The organism is Nocardia sp. NPDC059180 (assembly GCF_042754945.1).
In the GTDB taxonomy this organism is placed as follows: domain Bacteria; phylum Actinomycetota; class Actinomycetes; order Mycobacteriales; family Mycobacteriaceae; genus Nocardia.
Genome location: NZ_JBHZBU010000005.1, coordinates 1 through 18,844 on the forward strand (window position 1 = coordinate 1; position 18,844 = coordinate 18,844).

General features: G+C 69.6%; 14 protein-coding genes. All 14 read left to right on the plus strand.

Annotated features, from left to right (window positions below; all coding sequences use genetic code 11):
* Nucleotides 1–454 precede the first annotated feature (454 nt).
* The gene (gene mraZ / locus ACFXNW_RS17215; protein ID WP_379418685.1) at nt 455–886 is read left to right on the plus strand and encodes a division/cell wall cluster transcriptional repressor MraZ; all 432 of its coding nucleotides are present in this window, start codon (nt 455–457) and stop codon (nt 884–886) included.
* A gap of 245 nt (nt 887–1,131) precedes the next feature.
* The gene (gene rsmH, locus ACFXNW_RS17220; RefSeq protein ID WP_379419075.1) at nt 1,132–2,106 is read left to right on the plus strand and encodes a 16S rRNA (cytosine(1402)-N(4))-methyltransferase RsmH; all 975 of its coding nucleotides are present in this window, start codon (nt 1,132–1,134) and stop codon (nt 2,104–2,106) included.
* Nucleotides 2,107–2,239: 133 nt separating this feature from the next.
* Nucleotides 2,240–3,919 carry a hypothetical protein gene (locus ACFXNW_RS17225; protein WP_379418686.1) on the plus strand — a complete coding sequence of 560 codons (1,680 nt, stop codon included), beginning with the start codon at nt 2,240–2,242 and terminating at the stop codon, nt 3,917–3,919.
* The gene (locus ACFXNW_RS17230; protein ID WP_379418687.1) at nt 3,916–5,790 is read left to right on the plus strand and encodes a peptidoglycan D,D-transpeptidase FtsI family protein; all 1,875 of its coding nucleotides are present in this window, start codon (nt 3,916–3,918) and stop codon (nt 5,788–5,790) included. The genes ACFXNW_RS17225 and ACFXNW_RS17230 overlap by 4 nt, the downstream gene beginning before the upstream one ends.
* 168 nt (nt 5,791–5,958) lie before the next feature.
* Nucleotides 5,959–7,545 (plus strand): UDP-N-acetylmuramoyl-L-alanyl-D-glutamate--2,6-diaminopimelate ligase, encoded by a 1,587-nt coding sequence (locus ACFXNW_RS17235; RefSeq protein ID WP_379418688.1) that lies wholly within the window; start codon nt 5,959–5,961, stop codon nt 7,543–7,545.
* Entirely contained in the window at nt 7,542–9,056 is a 1,515-nt protein-coding gene (murF, locus tag ACFXNW_RS17240; RefSeq protein ID WP_379418689.1) for a UDP-N-acetylmuramoyl-tripeptide--D-alanyl-D-alanine ligase, read from the plus strand. The genes ACFXNW_RS17235 and murF overlap by 4 nt, the downstream gene beginning before the upstream one ends.
* Nucleotides 9,053–10,129, plus strand: coding sequence for a phospho-N-acetylmuramoyl-pentapeptide-transferase (gene mraY / locus ACFXNW_RS17245; protein WP_014350122.1), 1,077 nt, complete (start codon nt 9,053–9,055; stop codon nt 10,127–10,129). Before murF ends, mraY begins: the two co-directional genes overlap by 4 nt.
* Nucleotides 10,130–10,178: 49 nt before the next feature.
* On the plus strand, nt 10,179–11,621 hold the full coding sequence (gene murD, locus ACFXNW_RS17250) for a UDP-N-acetylmuramoyl-L-alanine--D-glutamate ligase (protein WP_379419076.1): 1,443 nt from the start codon (nt 10,179–10,181) through the stop codon (nt 11,619–11,621).
* Complete coding sequence (gene ftsW / locus ACFXNW_RS17255; protein WP_379418690.1) at nt 11,618–13,063, plus strand: putative lipid II flippase FtsW; 1,446 nt, start codon at nt 11,618–11,620, stop codon at nt 13,061–13,063. The genes murD and ftsW overlap by 4 nt, the downstream gene beginning before the upstream one ends.
* 125 nt (nt 13,064–13,188) lie before the next feature.
* Nucleotides 13,189–14,235 (plus strand): glycosyltransferase, encoded by a 1,047-nt coding sequence (locus ACFXNW_RS17260; RefSeq protein WP_379419077.1) that lies wholly within the window; start codon nt 13,189–13,191, stop codon nt 14,233–14,235.
* Entirely contained in the window at nt 14,232–15,734 is a 1,503-nt protein-coding gene (gene murC, locus ACFXNW_RS17265) for a UDP-N-acetylmuramate--L-alanine ligase (protein ID WP_379418691.1), read from the plus strand. Before ACFXNW_RS17260 ends, murC begins: the two co-directional genes overlap by 4 nt.
* A 6-nt stretch (nt 15,735–15,740) precedes the next feature.
* Complete coding sequence (locus ACFXNW_RS17270; RefSeq protein WP_379418692.1) at nt 15,741–16,433, plus strand: cell division protein FtsQ/DivIB; 693 nt, start codon at nt 15,741–15,743, stop codon at nt 16,431–16,433.
* Nucleotides 16,434–16,797: 364 nt separating this feature from the next.
* Nucleotides 16,798–18,042, plus strand: coding sequence for a cell division protein FtsZ (gene ftsZ, locus ACFXNW_RS17275; protein WP_379418693.1), 1,245 nt, complete (start codon nt 16,798–16,800; stop codon nt 18,040–18,042).
* A 59-nt stretch (nt 18,043–18,101) separates the two neighbouring features.
* Nucleotides 18,102–18,839 carry a peptidoglycan editing factor PgeF gene (gene pgeF, locus ACFXNW_RS17280; RefSeq protein ID WP_379418694.1) on the plus strand — a complete coding sequence of 246 codons (738 nt, stop codon included), beginning with the start codon at nt 18,102–18,104 and terminating at the stop codon, nt 18,837–18,839.
* Nucleotides 18,840–18,844 lie beyond the last annotated feature (5 nt).

An 18,844-nucleotide genomic window follows, 5' to 3' on the forward strand; every position in this document is an offset into this window, starting at 1 on the left:
TTTTGCAGTTTGGGGGGGGGTGTTTGGTTTTCCGGGTGCCGCACCGCCGTTCGTTCGTCTGTCCATACCCCTTGTCGCCGGCGGCGTGTCGTGCCGACTGGTCGGCACGGGCCACGCCGGTCCGCTGAGCCCCACCTCGCCCCACAATGGCGCCCCACCTTCCCCCACCGGCCGCTGGTACGGGGTGTACCTGGGCGTTTGCTGGTTGTTGTCGGGCCGCGCTGGATTGGACGCGCGCGGGGAGGTGGAGCACCCGAAAAGTTCTTCCACACAGTGATAGCTGGGATGACCTGCGGAATCGCCGAAGCGGGGAGCCAGATCACCCCGTGTTTCGATTGAAAGTGGGGGAAAGTGGGGTAATGTGGAGCGCGCACTACAGGAGAGGCCGTAAGGCGCTCGGCCGGAGCGAGTTCCGGCCATGCGCGTTCGAGGTGGTCCGGTAGGAGGTGTCGAGATGTTTCTCGGTACCTACACACCTCGACTGGACGACAAAGGGCGACTCACGTTGCCTGCGAAGTTTCGAGACGATCTGGCGGGAGGGTTGATGGTCACGAAGGGTCAAGACCACAGCCTTGCCGTGTATCCCAGAGAAGAGTTCACCGCGCTCGCGCGGCGGGCCGCTGCGGCGTCTCGAAGCAATCCGCAGGCACGGGCATTCGTCCGGGCTCTCGCGGCAGGCACGGACGAACAACGTCCGGACGCCCAGGGCCGGATCGTGCTGTCGGTCGACCATCGTCGCTACGCCAACCTGTCACGGGATTGCGTGGTGATCGGTTCGGTCGACTTCCTCGAAATATGGGATAAGCAGGCGTGGGAGTCCTACCTCGCCGAACACGAGGAGGACTACGCACAAGCGAGAGACGAGTCGCTGGGCGGGATCTTCTAGCCCCGAACGAGTGCCACGCGGCCTCTGCCCGGACGCGGACCCTGACGTACTTCCCCGACGCCAGGTGCCGCTTCGGTCAGAGACCACGGGGCATTCGTCACCGACATCCGGTCCGAATCCCGCAGCATTCGCTGCCCACAGCAATCACCCCAGAGCAAAACCCGCAGTGTTCGCCGAAAACACTGTGGAACAAGGCGACCCGATATCGGTGCGTGACGAAGCGAGGCAAGATCCGGGAGGTCGAGGTGAACCGTGAACAGCACGGCCCGCGCCATGTCCCCGTTCTGCTCGAGCGCGCCGACGAACTCCTTGGCCCAGCCCTCGGCGAACCCGGCGCCGTCTACGTCGACGCGACACTCGGATTGGGCGGTCACGCCGAACATTTCCTGCGCACCTACCCCGGCATCCATCTCGTCGGGCTCGACCGCGACACCAACGCGCTCGAACTGGCGGGCGAGCGCCTGCGGCCGTTCGAGGACCGAATCACGCTGGTGCACACCCGATACGACGGCATCGCCGACGCACTGACCGAAGCGGGACTGTCCACCATCGGCTCGGTCAGCGCCATCCTGATGGATCTCGGTGTCTCGTCCATGCAGTTGGACGAGACCGACCGCGGTTTCGCCTACTCGGTGGACGCGCCGCTGGACATGCGGATGGACCCCACCACCGGCCCCACCGCCGCCGACGTGCTCAATACCTACAGTCACGGCGACCTGGCGCGGATCCTGAAAACGTATGGGGAGGAACGCTTCGCGGGCCGGATCGCCAGCGAAATCGTGCGGCGCCGACAGCAGCGGCCGTTCACCACCAGCGCACAGCTGGTCGAGCTGCTCTACGACGCCATCCCCGCGGCGACCAGGCGCACCGGCGGCCATCCGGCCAAACGCACCTTCCAGGCGCTGCGGATCGAGGTCAACGGGGAGCTGGAGTCGCTGCGGGCCGCGCTGCCCGCGGCGCTGAACTCGCTGCGCGTCGGCGGGCGCATCGTCGTCATGTCCTACCAATCGCTCGAGGATCGCGTCGTCAAACACGAACTGGCGCAACGCGCCGCCTCGCGCACACCGGTCGGCCTTCCGGTCGAACTGCCGGGGATGGGGCCGGAATTCCGGCTGCTCACCCGCGGCGCCGAACAGGCCACCGAACACGAGATCGAGGAGAACCCGCGCGCGGCCCCGGTACGGATGCGTGCGGCAGAACGGATTCAGGAGGTTGCATGAGCACGGCTACCACGACGCTCGAGCAGCCTTTCGTGGGGAAACCGGAAGCCGGCCGCAGCAGCGGGTCGGCAGCCGGAGGCGGCAGCCCGTCTGAGCACGGACAGCGGCCCGGTCATGCGAAGGAGGACGCATCGTGAGCGTGCGGACACGGGCCGTCGCCGAGCCCGGGCGGATCGCCCGTCGAGTGCAGGCCGCCGAACGGGTGAAATCGGGTGCGGCGCAACGCGCCTATGCCCGCCGCAAGCTGCGCGCCAAAGGTGCCACCGGCCCCGACGCGGTGCTGCCGAGTACCTCGATCATGGCAACCCGCATCCCGTTCGTCGCGGCGATCCTCGCCATGCTCGCCTGCGGACTCGCGCTGACCCTGCTGCTCACCACCCGTGCCGCCGAGGACAGCTACCTGCTCAGTGACGCCAGGAAACTGAACCAGACCCTGGCCGACGAGCGGGCCGCCCTGCAACGTGAGGTGGAGGCTGCCGATTCGGCGCCCGAACTCGCCGCGCGCGCCAGGGAACTCGGCATGATCCCGGCCAAGGACCCTGCCCGTCTGGTGGTCGCCCCCGACGGCACCGTCACCGTGATCGGCGATCCGAAGCCTGCCGAGGGCGCACCCGTGCCACCGCTGAACCCGCCGCCGACCCGGGCCTCGGATCGCCCTGGCGCGCCGCAGAGCCAGGGCGAGCGGGTCGTCCCGGTCACCACCGCGCCACGAGCTGCGTCCGAACGGCCCGGCGGCGCCGAGATCAATGCCGCGCCGCCGGTCGGTGCGGGGATGACACCTGCCCCGGGCGCGCCGAACCCGGCGCCGAACGGCGCTGTGCCGGCAGCGGGCGAGCCGAACCCCGCGCCGGCCGCAAATGTGGCCCCGGATCCGGCGGGCCCAGCGGCTCCCGCGCCTGCGGGGGTTCCGGCCCCCGCACCCGCTCCCGCCGGGGCACCGGCCGGCGCCCCGGGCCCCGCACCCGCCGATCCGGCCCCCGCACCCGCTGATCCGGCCGCAGGCCCTGCCCCGGCCGCGGCGTCGGTTCCCCCGGCAGAGGTTGCTCCGGCCCCGGCGCCACCCGCGCCCGCCCCTGAGGCAGGCGCACCGGCGCCGGCTCCTGAGGCGGTGGCACCGCCGCCTGCTCCGGCCCCCGCAGCCGCCCCAGCATCTGCTCCCGGGCCTGCCCCTGCACCAGTGCCCGCCGATCCGGCGGCCGGTCCGGCGCCTGCTCCGGCCGCCGCGCCCGCTCCGGCGGCGGATGCTCCTGCTGCTGCGGCGCCCGCCCCTGCACCGACACCTGCTGCATCTCCCGCTTCCGCTCCCGGACCCGCGGCGACACCCGCCCCGGCGCAGATTTCGGGGCAGGTCGCGGCGTCTGCCCCCGCACCGGAAGCTATCGGCGCTCCTGCCGCGGGCAGCAGGCAATCCGCAGTCGAAGTCCCGGTTCCCGCACCCGCGGGGAGCGCGGTCGCGGCGTCGACGCCGAACTCCGCTACCACCCCTGGTGGTCAGCCGGCAGTCGCTCCCACAGCCGACACCCAGGGTGCGCCAGGTGCGCCCGCCGCTGCTCGGCCTCCGGGCGCTGACGCCGCACTGTCGAGCACCCAGCGGACGGCCGGAGGGGCCACGGCGGGCGCGCCCGCGCAGGCTCCGGTCGCTGCGGGTACCCAGGGTGCGCAGATCCCCGGATCGGTGGACGCAGCACAACCCGCCGCCGCTCCGGTCCCCGCCGAATCCGCGCCCGCAGCGCCGGCTCTCATCGAGAACGCCCCCGGTCAGCCGGGCGTCGCTCCCACCGCACGGCCGACCTCGGGGGAGGCCGCACGATGAGGCGGCCCGGACCCGCGAAGCGTTCGCGTCGCGGGCCGGTGAGAAGACGCGGATCGGCGCCACAGCTGGACCGGCCGGTCCGGATGCGGTTGGGGGTGGGGCGGATCGCGATGTTCGGCGCACTCGCCGTCGTCGCGATCCAATTGTTGTGGGTGCAGAGCATTTCCGCGCCCGGTCTGTCGGCGCAGGCGGCCAGTCAGCGCACCGCGCACTGGGTCGACGAGGCCATGCGCGGGCCGATCACCGATCGCAACGGCAAGGCCCTCGCGTTCACCGTCACCGCGAAGGAGCTGCACTTCCAGCCCGTCAAGGTGCGCAAGGATCTGGCCGAGGCGAAGGCGAAGGACGAGTCCGCGCCCGATCCCGAACAGCGCCTGCGCGATATCGCCGCCACCATCCACGACAAGCTCGGTGACAACGGTCCCAGCGAGAAGGAACTGCTGAAGCTGCTGAACAGCGATGAGCAGTTCGTGTACCTGGCCCGCAATGTCGACCCGCGGATCGCCGCCGAGATCGTCGTCGAGTTCAGCGAAGTCGGTGCCGACTCGCAGAATCCACGTGAGTACCCCGGCGGATCGCTGGCCGCCAACGTCATCGGCGCCACCGGCTGGGACGGGCACGGTCAGATCGGGCTGGAATCGTCGATGGATTCGGTGCTCGCGGGCACCGACGGTTCGCACACCTACGATCGCGGCGCCGACGGTGCCGTGATTCCCGGCAGCTGGCGTGACCGCGTGCCCGCCGTGAACGGCTACGGCGTCGAGTTGACCCTCGATTCGGATCTGCAGTACTACGTCCAGCAGCAGGTGCAGCAGGCCAAGGACATGTCGGGCGCGAAATCGGCGTCCGCGGTGGTGCTGGACGCCAAAACCGGCCAGGTGCTGGCGATGGCCAACGACAACACCTTCAATCCGTCACTGGAGCCCGAACATTGGAAACCGGAAGCCCTGGACAATCCGTCGGTGACCCACGCGTTCGAACCGGGCTCGGTGAACAAGATCGTCACGGCCGCCGCGGCCATCGAATACGGGCTCACCACCCCGGACGAAGTGCACCAGGTGCCCGGCCAGATCCACATGTCCGGCGTCACGGTCGGTGATGCGTGGGACCACGGCGTCGCGCCCTACACCACCACCGGGATCTTCGGAAAGTCGTCCAACGTGGGCACTCTGATGCTCGCTCAGAGAGTGGGTGAGGATCGCTTCGCCGATATGCTCACCAGGTTCGGGCTCGGCCAGCGCACCGGCGTCGGTCTGCCCGGCGAGAGCCCCGGCCGGCTGCCCGCGCGCGACCAGTGGTCCGGTGGCACGTTCGCGAACCTGCCGATCGGCCAGGGCCTTTCGATGACGACCCTGCAGATGACCGGCATGTACCAGGCCATCGCCAATGACGGCCTGCGGATCCCGCCGCGCATCCTGCGGGCGAAGATCGCGCCGGACGGCACCCGGACCGAGGAGCCGACACCGGGGGGTGTGCGGGTGGTGAGCCCACAGACCGCGCAGACGCTACGCACCATGTTCCAGTCGGTGGTCCAGCGCGATCCGATGGGTGTCCAGATGGGCACCGGCGCACCCGCCGCTATCGAGGGCTATCAGATCGCGGGAAAGACCGGCACCGCGCAGAAGGTGGATCCGGCCTGCGACTGCTATTCGACCTCCTCGTACTGGATCACCTTCGCCGGGATCGCGCCGGCCGACGACCCGCGCTACGTCATCGGAATGATGCTCGACCAACCGGTCCGCAGCGCCGATGGCAGCGGTGGTCAGTCCGCGGCGCCACTGTTCCACAACATCGCCTCCTGGGCATTGCAGCGCGACCGCATTCCCCCGTCCACCGAGCCCACCAGGCGCTTCGTACTCCAGGCTTCGTGAGCTCGTGCCGCTGCCGTCACCCGCTGGACCTGCCGCGACCCACCGCACGGTGGGTCGCGGCGGGTGCGGCGGACCCGAATCCGTGAACCGCGTTGCCTGCGTGGAAGTGGACGTCGGTAACCTGACTCGTCGTCGGTGTATGCACCATAAATCGCAGAGAGGACCCTTGTGCCCGCGCAGTCCAGCCAGCACGCGCTACGACCGGCCGAGCCGAAGTCGACGCCGCTGCCCGACCTGCTGGATCTGACCGGCGCCGAGCCGCGCTCGGACCTGCCGTCGGGTGTCGCGATCACCGGTATCGAACAGCGTTCCGATGCTGTCGTCCCCGGTGATCTGTTCGCCGCTCTGCCCGGGTCGCGCGCCCATGGTGCACGGTTCGCCCGTGCCGCCGTCGAGCGCGGCGCGGTGGCGGTGTTCACCGATGCCGAAGGCGCCGAACTCGCCGGTGAGCTCGGCGTGCCCGTGCTGGTGCGGGAACGTCCGCGCGAAGTGCTCGGCGAGCTGTCGGCGGCGATCTACGGCCACCCGTCGGATCGGCTGCGTATCGTCGGCATCACCGGGACCTCCGGCAAGACCACCACCTCCTATCTGGTGGAGGCAGGGCTGGCCGCGGCCGGGTTGTCCACCGCGCTCATCGGCACCATCGAGACCCGTATCGGCGGTCGCCGGGTGCCGAGCGCGCTCACCACCCCGGAGGCCCCGCAGCTGCACGCGATGTTCGCGCTGATGGTCGAGCAGGGTGTGGATGCGGTGGTGATGGAAGTATCCAGTCACGCTCTGGCGCTGGGCCGGGTCGACGGCGTGCGTTTCGCGGTGGGCGCGTTCACCAACCTGTCCCAGGACCATCTGGATTTCCACGCCGACTTCGAGGACTACTTCGCGGCCAAGCGCAGGCTGTTCGAGCCGCAGTCGCCGGTGGCCGCGCGCACCCAGGTGATCTGCGTCGACGACGAATGGGGAAGGCGCCTGGCCGACGGGCTGGCCGCCCCGATCACCGTCACCACGACGGGAACAGCCGATTGGCAGCTGTCCGGCGCGGTGCACACCCACGGCGGCGAACAAGATTTCACCGCGGCCGGGCCGCACGGCGAAACCGATGTGCGGCTGCGTCTTCCGGGCCGCTACAACGTCGCCAACGGACTGCTTGCGGTGGCGGTGTGTGTGGCTGCCGGTGTCGACGCGGCCGTTGCCGGGCCCGCGCTGGCCACCGTCGACGTGCCGGGCCGGATGCAGCGTGTGGAACGTGGCCAGGATTTCCTCGCGCTGGTCGACTACGCGCACAAGCCTGCCGCGGTGGAGTCGGTCATCGCCACCCTGCGTGCCCATCTCACCGAGTCCGCCGCGGGCGGCAGGCTCGCGGTGGTGGTCGGTGCGGGCGGCGACCGAGACGCGGGCAAGCGCACACTGATGGGCGCCGCCGGTGCGCGCGGAGCGGACCTGCTGATCATCACCGACGACAATCCACGCACCGAGGATCCGGCGGCAATCCGCGCCGCCCTGCGCGCAGGCGCGCTCGAGGTGGCGGAATCCGAACGGGGCGAAGTCCGCGAGATCGGCGACCGGGCGGCGGCCATCGACGCGGCAGTGGCTTGGGCCCGCGCCGGTGACGTGGTGCTGGTCGCGGGCAAAGGACACGAGGTAGGGCAGGAGATCCACGGGGTGAAGCACCCGTTCGACGACCGCGAGGTGCTCGCGGCGGCGATTGAGCAGCGAAGTCCGCAGGGTTCGGACGCGGAGGACTTGACGGTTTCATGATCGAGATGACACTGCGGGATATCGCGGACGTCGTCGGCGGCACGCTGCACGACGTCGCGGACCCGGAGGTGACGGTGACCGGCTCGGTCGAATTCGACTCGCGCCGTATCGGTTCCGGCGATATTTTCCTCGCCCTACCCGGTGAGCACGCCGACGGCCACGATTACGCGGCCACGGCGGTCGAGGCCGGTGCGGTTGCGGTGCTGGCTGCGCGCCCGGTGGGTGTGCCCGCGATCGTGGTCGCGCCGAGTCCCGGTACCGTGCCTGCGAATTCGGCGGTGGTGGCCAACGATCCCGACGGTTCGGGTGCCGCGGTGCTGTCGGCGCTGGCGAAGCTGGCGCGCGCCAGCGTCGAAGGTCTGGTCGCGGCAGGCGGTTTGACCGTCGTCGGCGTCACCGGATCCTCCGGCAAGACCTCCACCAAGGATCTGCTGGCCGCGGTGCTCGCGCCGCTCGGTCCGGTGGTGGCGCCCCCCGGCTCGTTCAACAATGAACTGGGACATCCGTGGACGGCGTTGCGCGCCGATGCCACGACCCGGTTCCTGGTTCTGGAACTGTCGGCCCGTGGGCCCGGGCATATCGCCGCGCTCACCGAGGTCGCCCCGCCGAATATCGGTGTCGTGCTCAATGTCGGCACCGCCCATCTCGGCGAGTTCGGTAGCCGCGAGGCGATCGCGCAGACCAAGGGCGAACTGGTCGAGGCGCTGCCGTCGACCGGTCTCGCGGTGCTCAATGCCGATGATTCGCAGGTGGCCGCGATGGCGTCGCGGACCTCGGCGCGGGTCGTCATGGTCGGGCAGGCCGAGCGCGCCGATATCCGCGCCACCGAGGTCGTGCTCGACGACGAGGCCAAGGCCGGGTTCACGCTGCATACTCCGGCGGGCAGCGCGCAGGTGCGCCTGTCGGTGCACGGCGAACATCAAGTCGGCAATGCCCTCTCGGCGGTGGCCGTCGCCCAGGAATGCGGCGCCGACCTCGACACCATCGTCGCCGCCCTGTCGGGTGCGCGCGCGGCCTCGGCCCGCCGAATGGACGTGCGGACCACCGCCGACGGCGTCACCGTCGTCAACGACTCCTACAACGCCAACCCGGATTCGGTGCGCGCCGCGCTCAAGGCGCTGGTCACCATGTCCAAGGCCGGTGACGCCCCGCGCCGTAGCTGGGCGGTGCTCGGTGAGATGGCCGAACTCGGTGCGGAGTCGGTGATCGAACACGACGCCATCGGACGGCTCGCGGTCCGCCTGGATGTGGATCGGCTCATCGTGGTCGGCACCGGACGGCCCTCCCGGGCGATGCACCAGGGTGCGGTGATGGAAGGCTCATGGGGCGAGGAATCGGTCCTCGTTCCCGATATCGGCGCGGCGATCGCGCTGCTCGACGATGCGGTCGAGCCGGGTGATGTGGTGCTGGTCAAGGCGTCGCAGTCGGTCGGTCTGTGGGCCGTCGCCGAGCATCTGACCGGTGATACCCGGCCGGATGGACGCAGGGGTAGCGCGGAGGCAGTGCGATGAGACAGATTCTGTTCGCGGCGGGGATCGCGCTGGCGGTGTCGATTCTGTTGACGCCGTTGTTGATCAAAATGTTCGCCAAGCAGGGTTTCGGCCAGGAGATCCGGGTCGACGGCCCGGCCAGCCATCAGGCCAAGCGCGGGACGCCGACGATGGGTGGGGTCGCCATCATCATCGGTATGTGGGCCGGTTACCTCGGTTCGCATCTGATCGGTATCGGTTACGACGCCGAGGGCCCGTCGGCGTCGGCGCTGCTGGTGCTCGGGTTGGCGACAGCGCTCGGTGCGGTCGGCTTCGTCGACGATTTCATCAAGATCCGCAAAGGCCGCAACCTCGGTCTGACGGCCGCGGGTAAGTACATCGGCCAGCTCACCGCCGCGGTGGTGTTCGGCGTGCTGGCGCTGCAGTTCCGTGGCGACAGCGGACTCACCCCCGCCAGCAGGCATCTGTCCTATGTCCGCGACATCACCACGGTGTCGATGGGCGTGATCGTGTTCCTCGCCTTCGTCTGCCTGCTGGTGGTGGCCTGGTCGAACGCGGTGAACCTCACCGACGGCCTCGACGGACTCGCCGCCGGATCGATGAGCCTGGTGCTCGGCGGGTACGTGATCATCACGTTCTGGCAGTACTACCACGCCTGCGAGACCAAGCCCGAGACCGGCTGCTACAACGTGCGCGACCCGCTGGACCTGGCCCTGGTGTGTGCCGCGGGCGCCGCGGCGTGCATGGGTTTCCTCTGGTGGAACGCCGCACCGGCCAAGATCTTCATGGGCGATACCGGGTCGCTGGCATTGGGTGGTCTGCTCGCGGGCCTGTCCATCACGACCCGCACCGAGCTGCTGATGGTCGTCATCGGCGCGCTGTTCGTCGCGGAGGCGGCGTCGGTGGTGTTGCAGGTCGCGGTGTTCCGGACCACGCGCAACCGATTGTTCAAGATGGCACCATTCCATCATCATTTCGAGCTGAGTAAATGGGCCGAGACGACGGTGATCATCCGGTTCTGGCTGCTGGCCGCGATGGCCTCCGCGGTCGGACTGGGCCTGTTCTACAGCGAATATCTTTCCGCGGTCGGGTGAGCTGATAATGGTCGAACATTCTCCGCGGGCCCTGCGCTCGCCGGGCCCCATGCTCGAATTCCTGCGTGGCCGTGAGGTGCTCGTGGCCGGCTGGGGTGTGTCGGGGCGCTCGCTGATCGAGCCGCTCCAGGACATCGGCGCCAAGCCGGTGGTCACCGACGGCGGTGCCAAGGCCTTGGCCGAGGCCGCCGAACTGGGTCTCGAGGTCGCCACCTCCGCCGATCTCGAACACACCGACTGGAGCCGTTTCGCACTGGTGATCACCAGTCCCGGCTGGCGCCCGGACTCGCCGGTGCTCGTCTCGGCGGTGTCGGAGGGCATTCCGGTCTGGGGTGATGTGGAGTTCGCCTGGTGGGTCGATCAGGCCCGCATCTACGGCGAAGTCCGCAAATGGCTGGTGGTGACCGGCACCAATGGCAAGACCACCACCACCTCGATGGTGCATTCGATCCTGCGCGCCGCCGGCATCGCCAGCGTGGCCTGCGGCAATATCGGACTGCCGATCCTGGACGCGCTGCGCCGCAACCCCGGACCGCAGGTGCTCGCGGTGGAACTGTCGTCGTTCCAGTTACATTGGGCGCCATCGGTGCGACCGGAAGCCGGTGTCGTGCTCAATGTCGCCGAGGATCACCTCGACTGGCACGGCGGACTCGACGCCTACGCCGCCGCGAAAGCACGCGCGCTGGTCGGCCGGGTCGGTGTCGTCGGACTCGACGATCCGGTGGCCGCGTCGCTGGCCCGCAAATCCAAGGCCAAACGCACCGTCGGTTTCCGGATCGGTGTACCCGCCGACGGCGAACTGGGTGTGGTCGACGGCAAGCTGCTCGACCGTGCGTTCACCAAAGCGGCGATCCTCGCCGAAACCAAGGAGATCAGCCCACCCGGCCCGGCCGGCGTCGCCGACGCTCTCGCCGCGGCCGCACTGACCAGGGCCATCGATGTGGCGCCGCAGTTCGTGCGTGAGGGCCTGGTCGAGCACAAGGTCGGCCCGCACCGCGCGGCGTTCGTGCGTGAACTGGGTGGCGTCGAATTCGTCGACGACTCCAAGGCGACCAACCCGCATGCCGCGCGATCGTCGATTCTGGCGCATCCGCATGTGGTGTGGGTGGCAGGCGGTCAGCTCAAGGGCGCGGGTGTCGAGGACCTCATCGAAGAGGTCGCCGACCGGCTCGTCGCCGCCGTCTTGATCGGTACCGACGCCGAAGTCATCGCGTCCGCGTTGGCGCGACACGCGCCCGAAGTCCCCGTGGTCGAGCTGGCCTCGGGAGACTATGCAGGCATGGGTGACGATGATTCGGGCAGAGCCGGCGCCGATGAGGTGATGGCACAGGCCGTGCGCGCGGCGGCCGGATTGGCCCGCCACGGCGACACCGTGCTGCTCGCGCCTGCCGCGGCGTCGCTGGACATGTTCGCCGATTACACCCATCGTGGCCGTAGCTTCGCCGCCGCGGTGCACACCCTGGAAGACGGGGACATCGGGCGGCGGCTGTGACCCCGGCGCGGGCGCCGCGGCCGGGCACGCGTTTCGGTGTCTGGCTGGCGCGCCCGCTGGCGTCGTTCCATCTGGTCGTCACCATCGCCACCCTGCTCACCGTGCTCGGGCTGGTGATGGTGCTGTCCGCGTCGAGCGTGGAGGCCTATGCCGACGGCGGTTCGGCGTATTCGCTGTTCGTGCAGCAGGCGATCTACGCCGCGCTCGGTGCGGTGCTGTTCTACCTGGCGTTGCGGCTATCGCTGCGCCGGCTGCGGCAGCTGTCGTTTCCGCTGTTCGCGCTGTCGGTGGTCGGGCTGGTGCTGGTGCTGATCCCGGGTATCGGTTCGCGAGTCAACGGCGCCCGGCGCTGGATCGACCTCGGTGTGTTCTCGATTCAGCCCTCCGAGATCGTCAAGGTGACGCTGGTGGTGTGGGGTGCGCATCTGCTGGCCTCGCGCCGTTCCGAGCACGCCTCCCTCAAGGACCTCCTCGTGCCGCTGGTGCCCGCGGGCGTGCTGGTGTGTCTGCTGATCGTGTTGCAGCCGAACCTGTCCACCACCATCGCCGTCGGTATCGTGCTCGCGGCGCTGCTGTGGTTCGGCGGATTGCCGGTGCGGCTGTTCGTCACGATCGCCATCTCCGGCGTGATCGCGGCAGGTGTGCTCGCGTTGTCGGCGGGCTACCGCTCCGACCGCATGCGGGCCTTCTTCAATCCCGGTGACGACCCGCAGGGCGCCAACTATCAGGCCATGCAGGCGAAGTTCTCCCTCGCCGACGGCGGTATCTGGGGCCGCGGTCTCGGGCAGAGCCGGGCCAAATGGAACTATCTGCCCAACTCCCACAACGACTTCATCTTCGCCATCATCGGTGAGGAACTCGGTTTCCTCGGCTGTGCGCTGGTGCTCGGGCTGTTCGCGCTGTTCGTCTACACCGGCCTGCGCATCGCCGCCCGCTCCGCCGATCCGTTCCTGCGGATGCTGACCGCGACGGCGACCACCTGGATCACCGCGCAGGCGCTGATCAATATCGGCTACGTCGTCGGGCTGCTTCCGGTGACCGGCCTGCAGCTGCCGCTGGTATCGGCGGGTGGTTCCTCGCTGGCGATCACCCTGCTGATGTTCGGCATCATCGCCAACGCCGCCCGCCACGAACCCGAGGCCGTCGCGGCCTTGCACGCGGGCCAGGACGGCCGATTCAGTAGATTGCTACGACTGCCAACACCGGAGGTGTACGCACCGGCCAAGGCCGAGGCGGCCCGCGCCCGGTCGGCGGCCCGCGGCAAGCCGGGGCAGCGCGGTGGACAGCCGCCCGCACGCAAGCAACGCTCGGGTGGGCAGCGCACAGCTGAACCGCGCCGCCGCTCGGCCCAGAGCCGGGGCACCAGCTCGGCGCGCGCGACCCGCGCCTGGGAACCGAACTATCCGGTCACACACGCGAGAGAACGAGGAAGATCCAGGTGAGTGCAAGCCAGTCCGCGAACGAGAACTCCGCAGTGAGCGGGGCGAGCAGCACCGCGGGCGCGAAGGGATCGGCACTCTCGGTGATCGTGGCGGGCGGTGGCACCGCGGGACATATCGAACCGGCCATGGCCGTCGCCGATGCCCTGCGTCGCCTCGACCCGTCGATCAGGGTGACCGCGCTCGGCACCGAGCGAGGGCTCGAGACCACGCTGGTCCCCGACCGTGGCTATCCGCTGGAACTGATCCCACCGGTCCCGCTGCCACGCAAGCCCAGCGCCGATCTGCTGCGCCTGCCCGGACGGGTGCGGGCCTCGGTGGCCAAGGCCCGCGCCGTGATCGACGCGGTCGACGCCGACGTGATCATCGGTTTCGGAGGCTACGTCGCACTACCGGCCTACCTGGCCGCCGGTCGCGGTGCGCTGCGGCGCCGTCGGTCGGTGCCGGTGGTCGTGCACGAGGCCAACGCCAAGGCCGGTATCGCGAACAAGGTCGGCGCGCGGGTGGCCTCGCGGGTGCTGGCCGCGGTGCCGGATTCCGGGCTGGCGGGCGCCGAGGTCATCGGTATCCCGGTCCGCGCGGCCATCACCTCCCTCGACCGAGCCGCGCTGCGCGCGCAGGCCCGCGAACACTTCGGCTTGCCCACCGACGGCCCGGTGCTGCTGGTATTCGGCGGCTCCCAGGGTGCACGCACCCTCAACGACGCGGTCTCGGGTGCGGCGAAGGAACTGGCCACGGCCGGTGTCTCGGTGCTGCACGCACACGGCCCCAAGAACACCCTCGACCTGCCGCCGGGCACACCGTCGGCGCCCTATGTCGCGGTGCCGTATCTTTCCCGGATGGATCTGGCTTACGCCGCCGCCGACGCGGTGGTCTGCCGCTCCGGCGCGATGACGGTCGCGGAGGTGTCCGCGGTCGGGCTGCCCGCGGTGTACGTGCCGCTGCCACACGGCAACGGTGAGCAGGAGCTCAACGCCCGGCCCGTCGTCGCCGCCGGTGGTGGCAGAATTGTGGCCGACTCCGCGCTGACGCCGACCTACGTGATCGATGAGGTGATTCCCCTGCTCCTGGACCCCGCACGGCTGACCGAGATGGGCCGCGCCGCCGCAGGCGCCGGGCACCGTGACGCCGCCGACGAGGTTGCCCGCATCGCCCTGCGGGTGGCGGGCCGATGACCGGGGACCCGAGCATCGACGCGCGATCGGCGCTGCCGCCCTCGCTCGAGCGGGTGCACATGGTCGGCATCGGTGGTGCGGGCATGTCCGGGATCGCGCGGATCCTGCTCTCGCGCGGTGGTGCGGTGTCCGGATCCGACGCCAAGGAGAGCCGCGGCGTGCTCGCGTTGCGTGCCCGCGGCGCTCAGGTGCGGATCGGCCACGACGCCAGCGCACTCGACCTGCTGCCCGGCGGCCCGACCGTTGTCGTCACCACCTACGCGGCGATCCCCAAAACCAATCCCGAACTGGTCGAAGCGAATCGGCGCGATATACCGGTGCTGTTGCGCCCGGCCGTGCTCGCCTCGCTGATGAGCGGACATCGCACGCTGCTGGTCTCGGGGACCCACGGCAAGACCTCCACCACCTCGATGCTGATCGTGGCGTTGCAGCACTGTGGGGTCGACCCGTCCTTCGCCGTCGGCGGCGAGCTCAACGAGGCGGGCACCAACGCGCACCACGGCAGCGGTGACATCTTCGTCGCCGAGGCCGACGAGAGCGACGGTTCGCTGCTGCAATACGACCCCGACGTCGCCGTGGTCACCAATATCGAATCCGACCATCTGGATTACTTCGGCTCCGACGAGGCCTACACCCAGGTCTTCGACGATTTCGCCGACCGCCTCGCCCCCGGCGGGCTGCTGGTGGTGTGTCTGGACGATGCGGGTTCGCTGGCGCTGGCCGGCCGTATCGGCGACCGGCTGGCCGACAAGGGCATCCGGGTACTCGGCTACGGCTCCGGCGATCTCAGCGACGCCCCGGTGCCGGTCGGCGTGCGGTTGCACAGCTGGGAGCCGCGTGATGTCGGCGGGCTGGCGCAATTCCAGCTCGAGGGCGAGGCCGCGCCACGCACCCTGCGGCTGGCGGTGCCGGGCAGGCATATGGCGCTCAACGCGTTGGCCGCGCTGCTGGCCGCACGAGCCGCGGGCGCCGATATCGACGAGATCATCCAGGGTCTGGAGGGATTCGGCGGTGTGCACCGCCGGTTCCAGTTCGTCGGCCGGGAGAACGGCGTTCGGGTCTTCGACGACTACGCCCACCATCCGACCGAGGTGCGTGCGGTACTCGGCGCGGCGGCGGCTCTGGTCGAACAGGAAGCCGCCGACGGCGCGCGGTCGCGCCGCGGCCGGGTGATCGTGGTGTTCCAGCCGCACCTCTACAGTCGCACGGCCACGTTCGCCGGTGAGTTCGGCGCCGCGCTCGGCCTGGCCGACGAAGTGGTGGTGCTCGACGTCTACGGTGCGCGTGAGGAGCCGCTGCCCGGCGTCAACGGCGCACTGGTGGCTCAATCGGTCACCAAACCGGTGCACTACCAGCCCGATATGTCCCGGGTGGGACGGCAGGTGGCCGGTCTGGCGCTGCCGGGCGACGTGATCATCACCATGGGTGCGGGCGATGTGACCATGCTCGGCACCCAGATTCTCGACGGGCTACGCGCACGTCCGCAGTTCGGGCGGTGATCGCGGGTGCGATCCGGGGCCGAGCTGTTCGGTGCGCGTCGATGGCGCCGGATCCGGCTGTGGGGATTGCCCGCGGTGTGTCTGCTCGTCACGCTGTTCGTGGCGGCGTGGTTCACGCCGCTGCTGTCGGTGCGCACAGTAGAGATCGATGGCTTGTCCGCGGTGCCGGAGGACCGGGTGCGGGAGCTACTCGAGATTCCGGACGGTCAGTCGATGCTGCGCATCGATACCGCCGCGATGGCCGCGCGGGTGGCGGGCATTCCGAAAGTGAGCTCGGTGCGGGTGCAGCGCTCGTTCCCGTCGACGGTGCGGGTGACGGTCACCGAGCGCACGCCGGTGCTGTTCTATACCAGCGAACGGGGCGCGCATCTGCTGGACGCCGAGAGCGTCGAGTACGCGATCGAGCCGCCGCCCATCGGGGTGCCGGAACTGAAGGCCGAACACCCCGGCGGTGCCGACCCATCCACCCAGGCCGCGGTCGCCGTGATGACCGCGCTGCCACCGATGCTGAGTTCGCAGGTGGGCGAGGTTGCGGTGCGGTCGATTTCGGATATTTCGCTGCGCCTGCGCGATGGCCGCACGGTACTGTGGGGCGGGGCGGACGACGCCGATCGCAAGGTGGCGGTGGTACAGCCGCTGCTGACCCGTCCCGGAACGGTGTTCGACGTATCGAGCCCGAACCTGGTGACGGTAAAATGATCTACGAGCATCGAACTCGACGCGATACCACTTGTGTCCGGCGAGTTTTCGGTGAAGATTCCGGAGGCATCCCGGTAACGGGATTCCCGCCGGGGGGCAACCGACCACGATACGACGTCGGGCGTGTCGGCACGAGCGGGATCACACAAGATTCTGATTCTCGTCTCGGCGCGCCTGCGCGCGGATCGCGTCGGCTGCGAATAGCGTTCGGCACCAGTCGGATACTTGACATTACGCCAACCCTATGGTTGAGGTTTAGGGTTTGCTCGAATCGCGCACCGCTGGGAGACACGCCCCGGCCGCCGCGGCTCGGTGCCGAGTATCCGAAAACGACAGGCTTTGGATCTAAGGAAGGCGAGAGCCCATGACGCCCCCGCACAACTACCTTGCAGTGATCAAGGTCGTCGGTATCGGCGGCGGCGGCGTGAACGCCGTCAACCGGATGATCGAACAGGGACTCAAGGGAGTCGAGTTCATCGCGGTCAACACCGACGCCCAGGCGCTGCTGATGAGTGATGCCGACGTCAAGCTCGACGTCGGTCGTGAACTCACCCGCGGCCTCGGCGCCGGCGCCGATCCCGAGGTCGGCCGCAAGGCTGCCGAGGATCACAAGGACGAGATCGAAGAGGTGCTCAAGGGTGCCGACATGGTCTTCGTCACCGCGGGCGAGGGCGGCGGCACCGGCACCGGTGGTGCACCGGTCGTCGCAAGCATCGCGCGCAAGCTCGGCGCGCTGACCATCGGTGTGGTCACCCGCCCGTTCTCCTTCGAGGGCAAGCGGCGAGGCAACCAGGCCGAGGTCGGCATCAATATGCTGCGCGAATCCTGCGACACCTTGATCGTCATCCCGAACGACCGGCTGCTGCAGCTGGGCGACGCGGCGGTGAGCCTGATGGACGCCTTCCGCTCCGCCGACGAGGTGCTGCTCAACGGTGTTCAGGGCATTACCGACCTGATCACCACCCCGGGTCTGATCAACGTCGACTTCGCCGACGTCAAGAGCGTCATGTCCGGTGCGGGCAGCGCGCTCATGGGTATCGGATCCTCGCGCGGCGAAGGCCGATCGGTGAAGGCGGCCGAAGCGGCGATCAACTCGCCGCTGCTGGAAGCATCGATGGACGGCGCGCACGGCGTGCTGCTCTCGATCGCGGGCGGATCCGATCTGGGTCTGTTCGAGATCAACGAGGCGGCCTCGCTGGTGCAGGAAGCCGCCCACATCGAGGCCAACATCATCTTCGGTACCGTCATCGACGATTCGCTCGGCGATGAAGTGCGCGTCACCGTCATCGCGGCGGGCTTCGACGGCGGCGGACCGGCCAGGCGCACCTTCGATGCGGCGACCACCCGCGGCACCATCGGCGCGGGCCGGGCCGGTGAGATCGGGCAGAGCCGTGGCAGCGAGGTGAGCGCGCGACCGGCCGAGACCACCTCCACCGCGTCCTCGAGCAGTGTGAGCCGGGGCCCGGCGCCCAGCTACCGCGATGTCGAACGGCCGCGCCCGGCAGCCGATCCGATCGCGACGCACACCAGCCGCTCGCACACCCCGCCGCCCGACACCGGCGACGATGACGACGACGATGTCGACGTCCCGTCGTTCATGCGGCGCTGACCACATCCGGCACCCTGCGCTGAGCAGGGTGTGAGCTCATGCCGATTAAGCTCGTCGGCATGACATCGGTATCGGTTCGCACTGTCCGGCGGGTGGTGACGACGCGGGCCGGAGGGTTCTCCGCCGCACCCTACGACTCGTTCAATCTCGGCGACCACGTCGGTGACGATCCGGAGGCTGTGCGCCGCAATCGTGAGCGCCTGGCCGAGACCATCGGCCTGCCGCCGCAGCGGCTGGTCTGGATGGAACAGATCCACGGCCGCACCGTCGAGATCGTCGACGGGCCGCGCGAGGAACCGGTACCCGCGACCGACGCACTGGTCACCACAGTTCCGGGATTGGCGCTGGTGGTGGTCACCGCCGACTGTGTGCCGATCCTGCTCTCCGATGACGAGGCCGGGGTCATCGCCGCGGTGCACGCCGGACGTATCGGTGCCCGGATCGGCATCGTGCCCCGCGTCCTCGACGCCATGGTGTCGGTCGGTGCCCGCATCGACCGCATCGGCGCCTTCCTCGGGCCGGCGGCGAGCGGGCGTCAGTACGAGGTGCCTGCCGAGATGCGCGCCGATGTGGAACGGCACCTTCCCGGCAGTGCCACCACCACCGAGCGCGGCACACCCGGACTCGACCTGCGGGCCGGGCTGCGCCGTCAACTCACCACCGCGGGCGTCGGCGCCGTCGCCGTCGACCCGCGCTGCACGATCGAGGACAAGACATTGTTCAGCCACCGCCGAGGCGCGCCGACCGGCCGGCTCGGCGGGGTGATCTGGATGGAGGAAGGGGAACCGCACGCGTGAGCCCG

What these genes read in the sequence shown, in the direction of transcription:
- mraZ (WP_379418685.1), top strand. Translation starts at nt 455, where the DNA reads ATGTTTCTCGGTACCTACACACCTCGACTGGACGACAAAGGGCGACTC.
- ACFXNW_RS17230 (WP_379418687.1), top strand. Translation starts at nt 3,916, where the DNA reads ATGAGGCGGCCCGGACCCGCGAAGCGTTCGCGTCGCGGGCCGGTGAGA.
- murF (WP_379418689.1), top strand. Translation starts at nt 7,542, where the DNA reads ATGATCGAGATGACACTGCGGGATATCGCGGACGTCGTCGGCGGCACG.
- mraY (WP_014350122.1), top strand. Translation starts at nt 9,053, where the DNA reads ATGAGACAGATTCTGTTCGCGGCGGGGATCGCGCTGGCGGTGTCGATT.
- murD (WP_379419076.1), top strand. Translation starts at nt 10,179, where the DNA reads ATGCTCGAATTCCTGCGTGGCCGTGAGGTGCTCGTGGCCGGCTGGGGT.
- ACFXNW_RS17260 (WP_379419077.1), top strand. Translation starts at nt 13,189, where the DNA reads ATGGCCGTCGCCGATGCCCTGCGTCGCCTCGACCCGTCGATCAGGGTG.
- murC (WP_379418691.1), top strand. Translation starts at nt 14,232, where the DNA reads ATGACCGGGGACCCGAGCATCGACGCGCGATCGGCGCTGCCGCCCTCG.
- ftsZ (WP_379418693.1), top strand. Translation starts at nt 16,798, where the DNA reads ATGACGCCCCCGCACAACTACCTTGCAGTGATCAAGGTCGTCGGTATC.
- pgeF (WP_379418694.1), top strand. Translation starts at nt 18,102, where the DNA reads ATGACATCGGTATCGGTTCGCACTGTCCGGCGGGTGGTGACGACGCGG.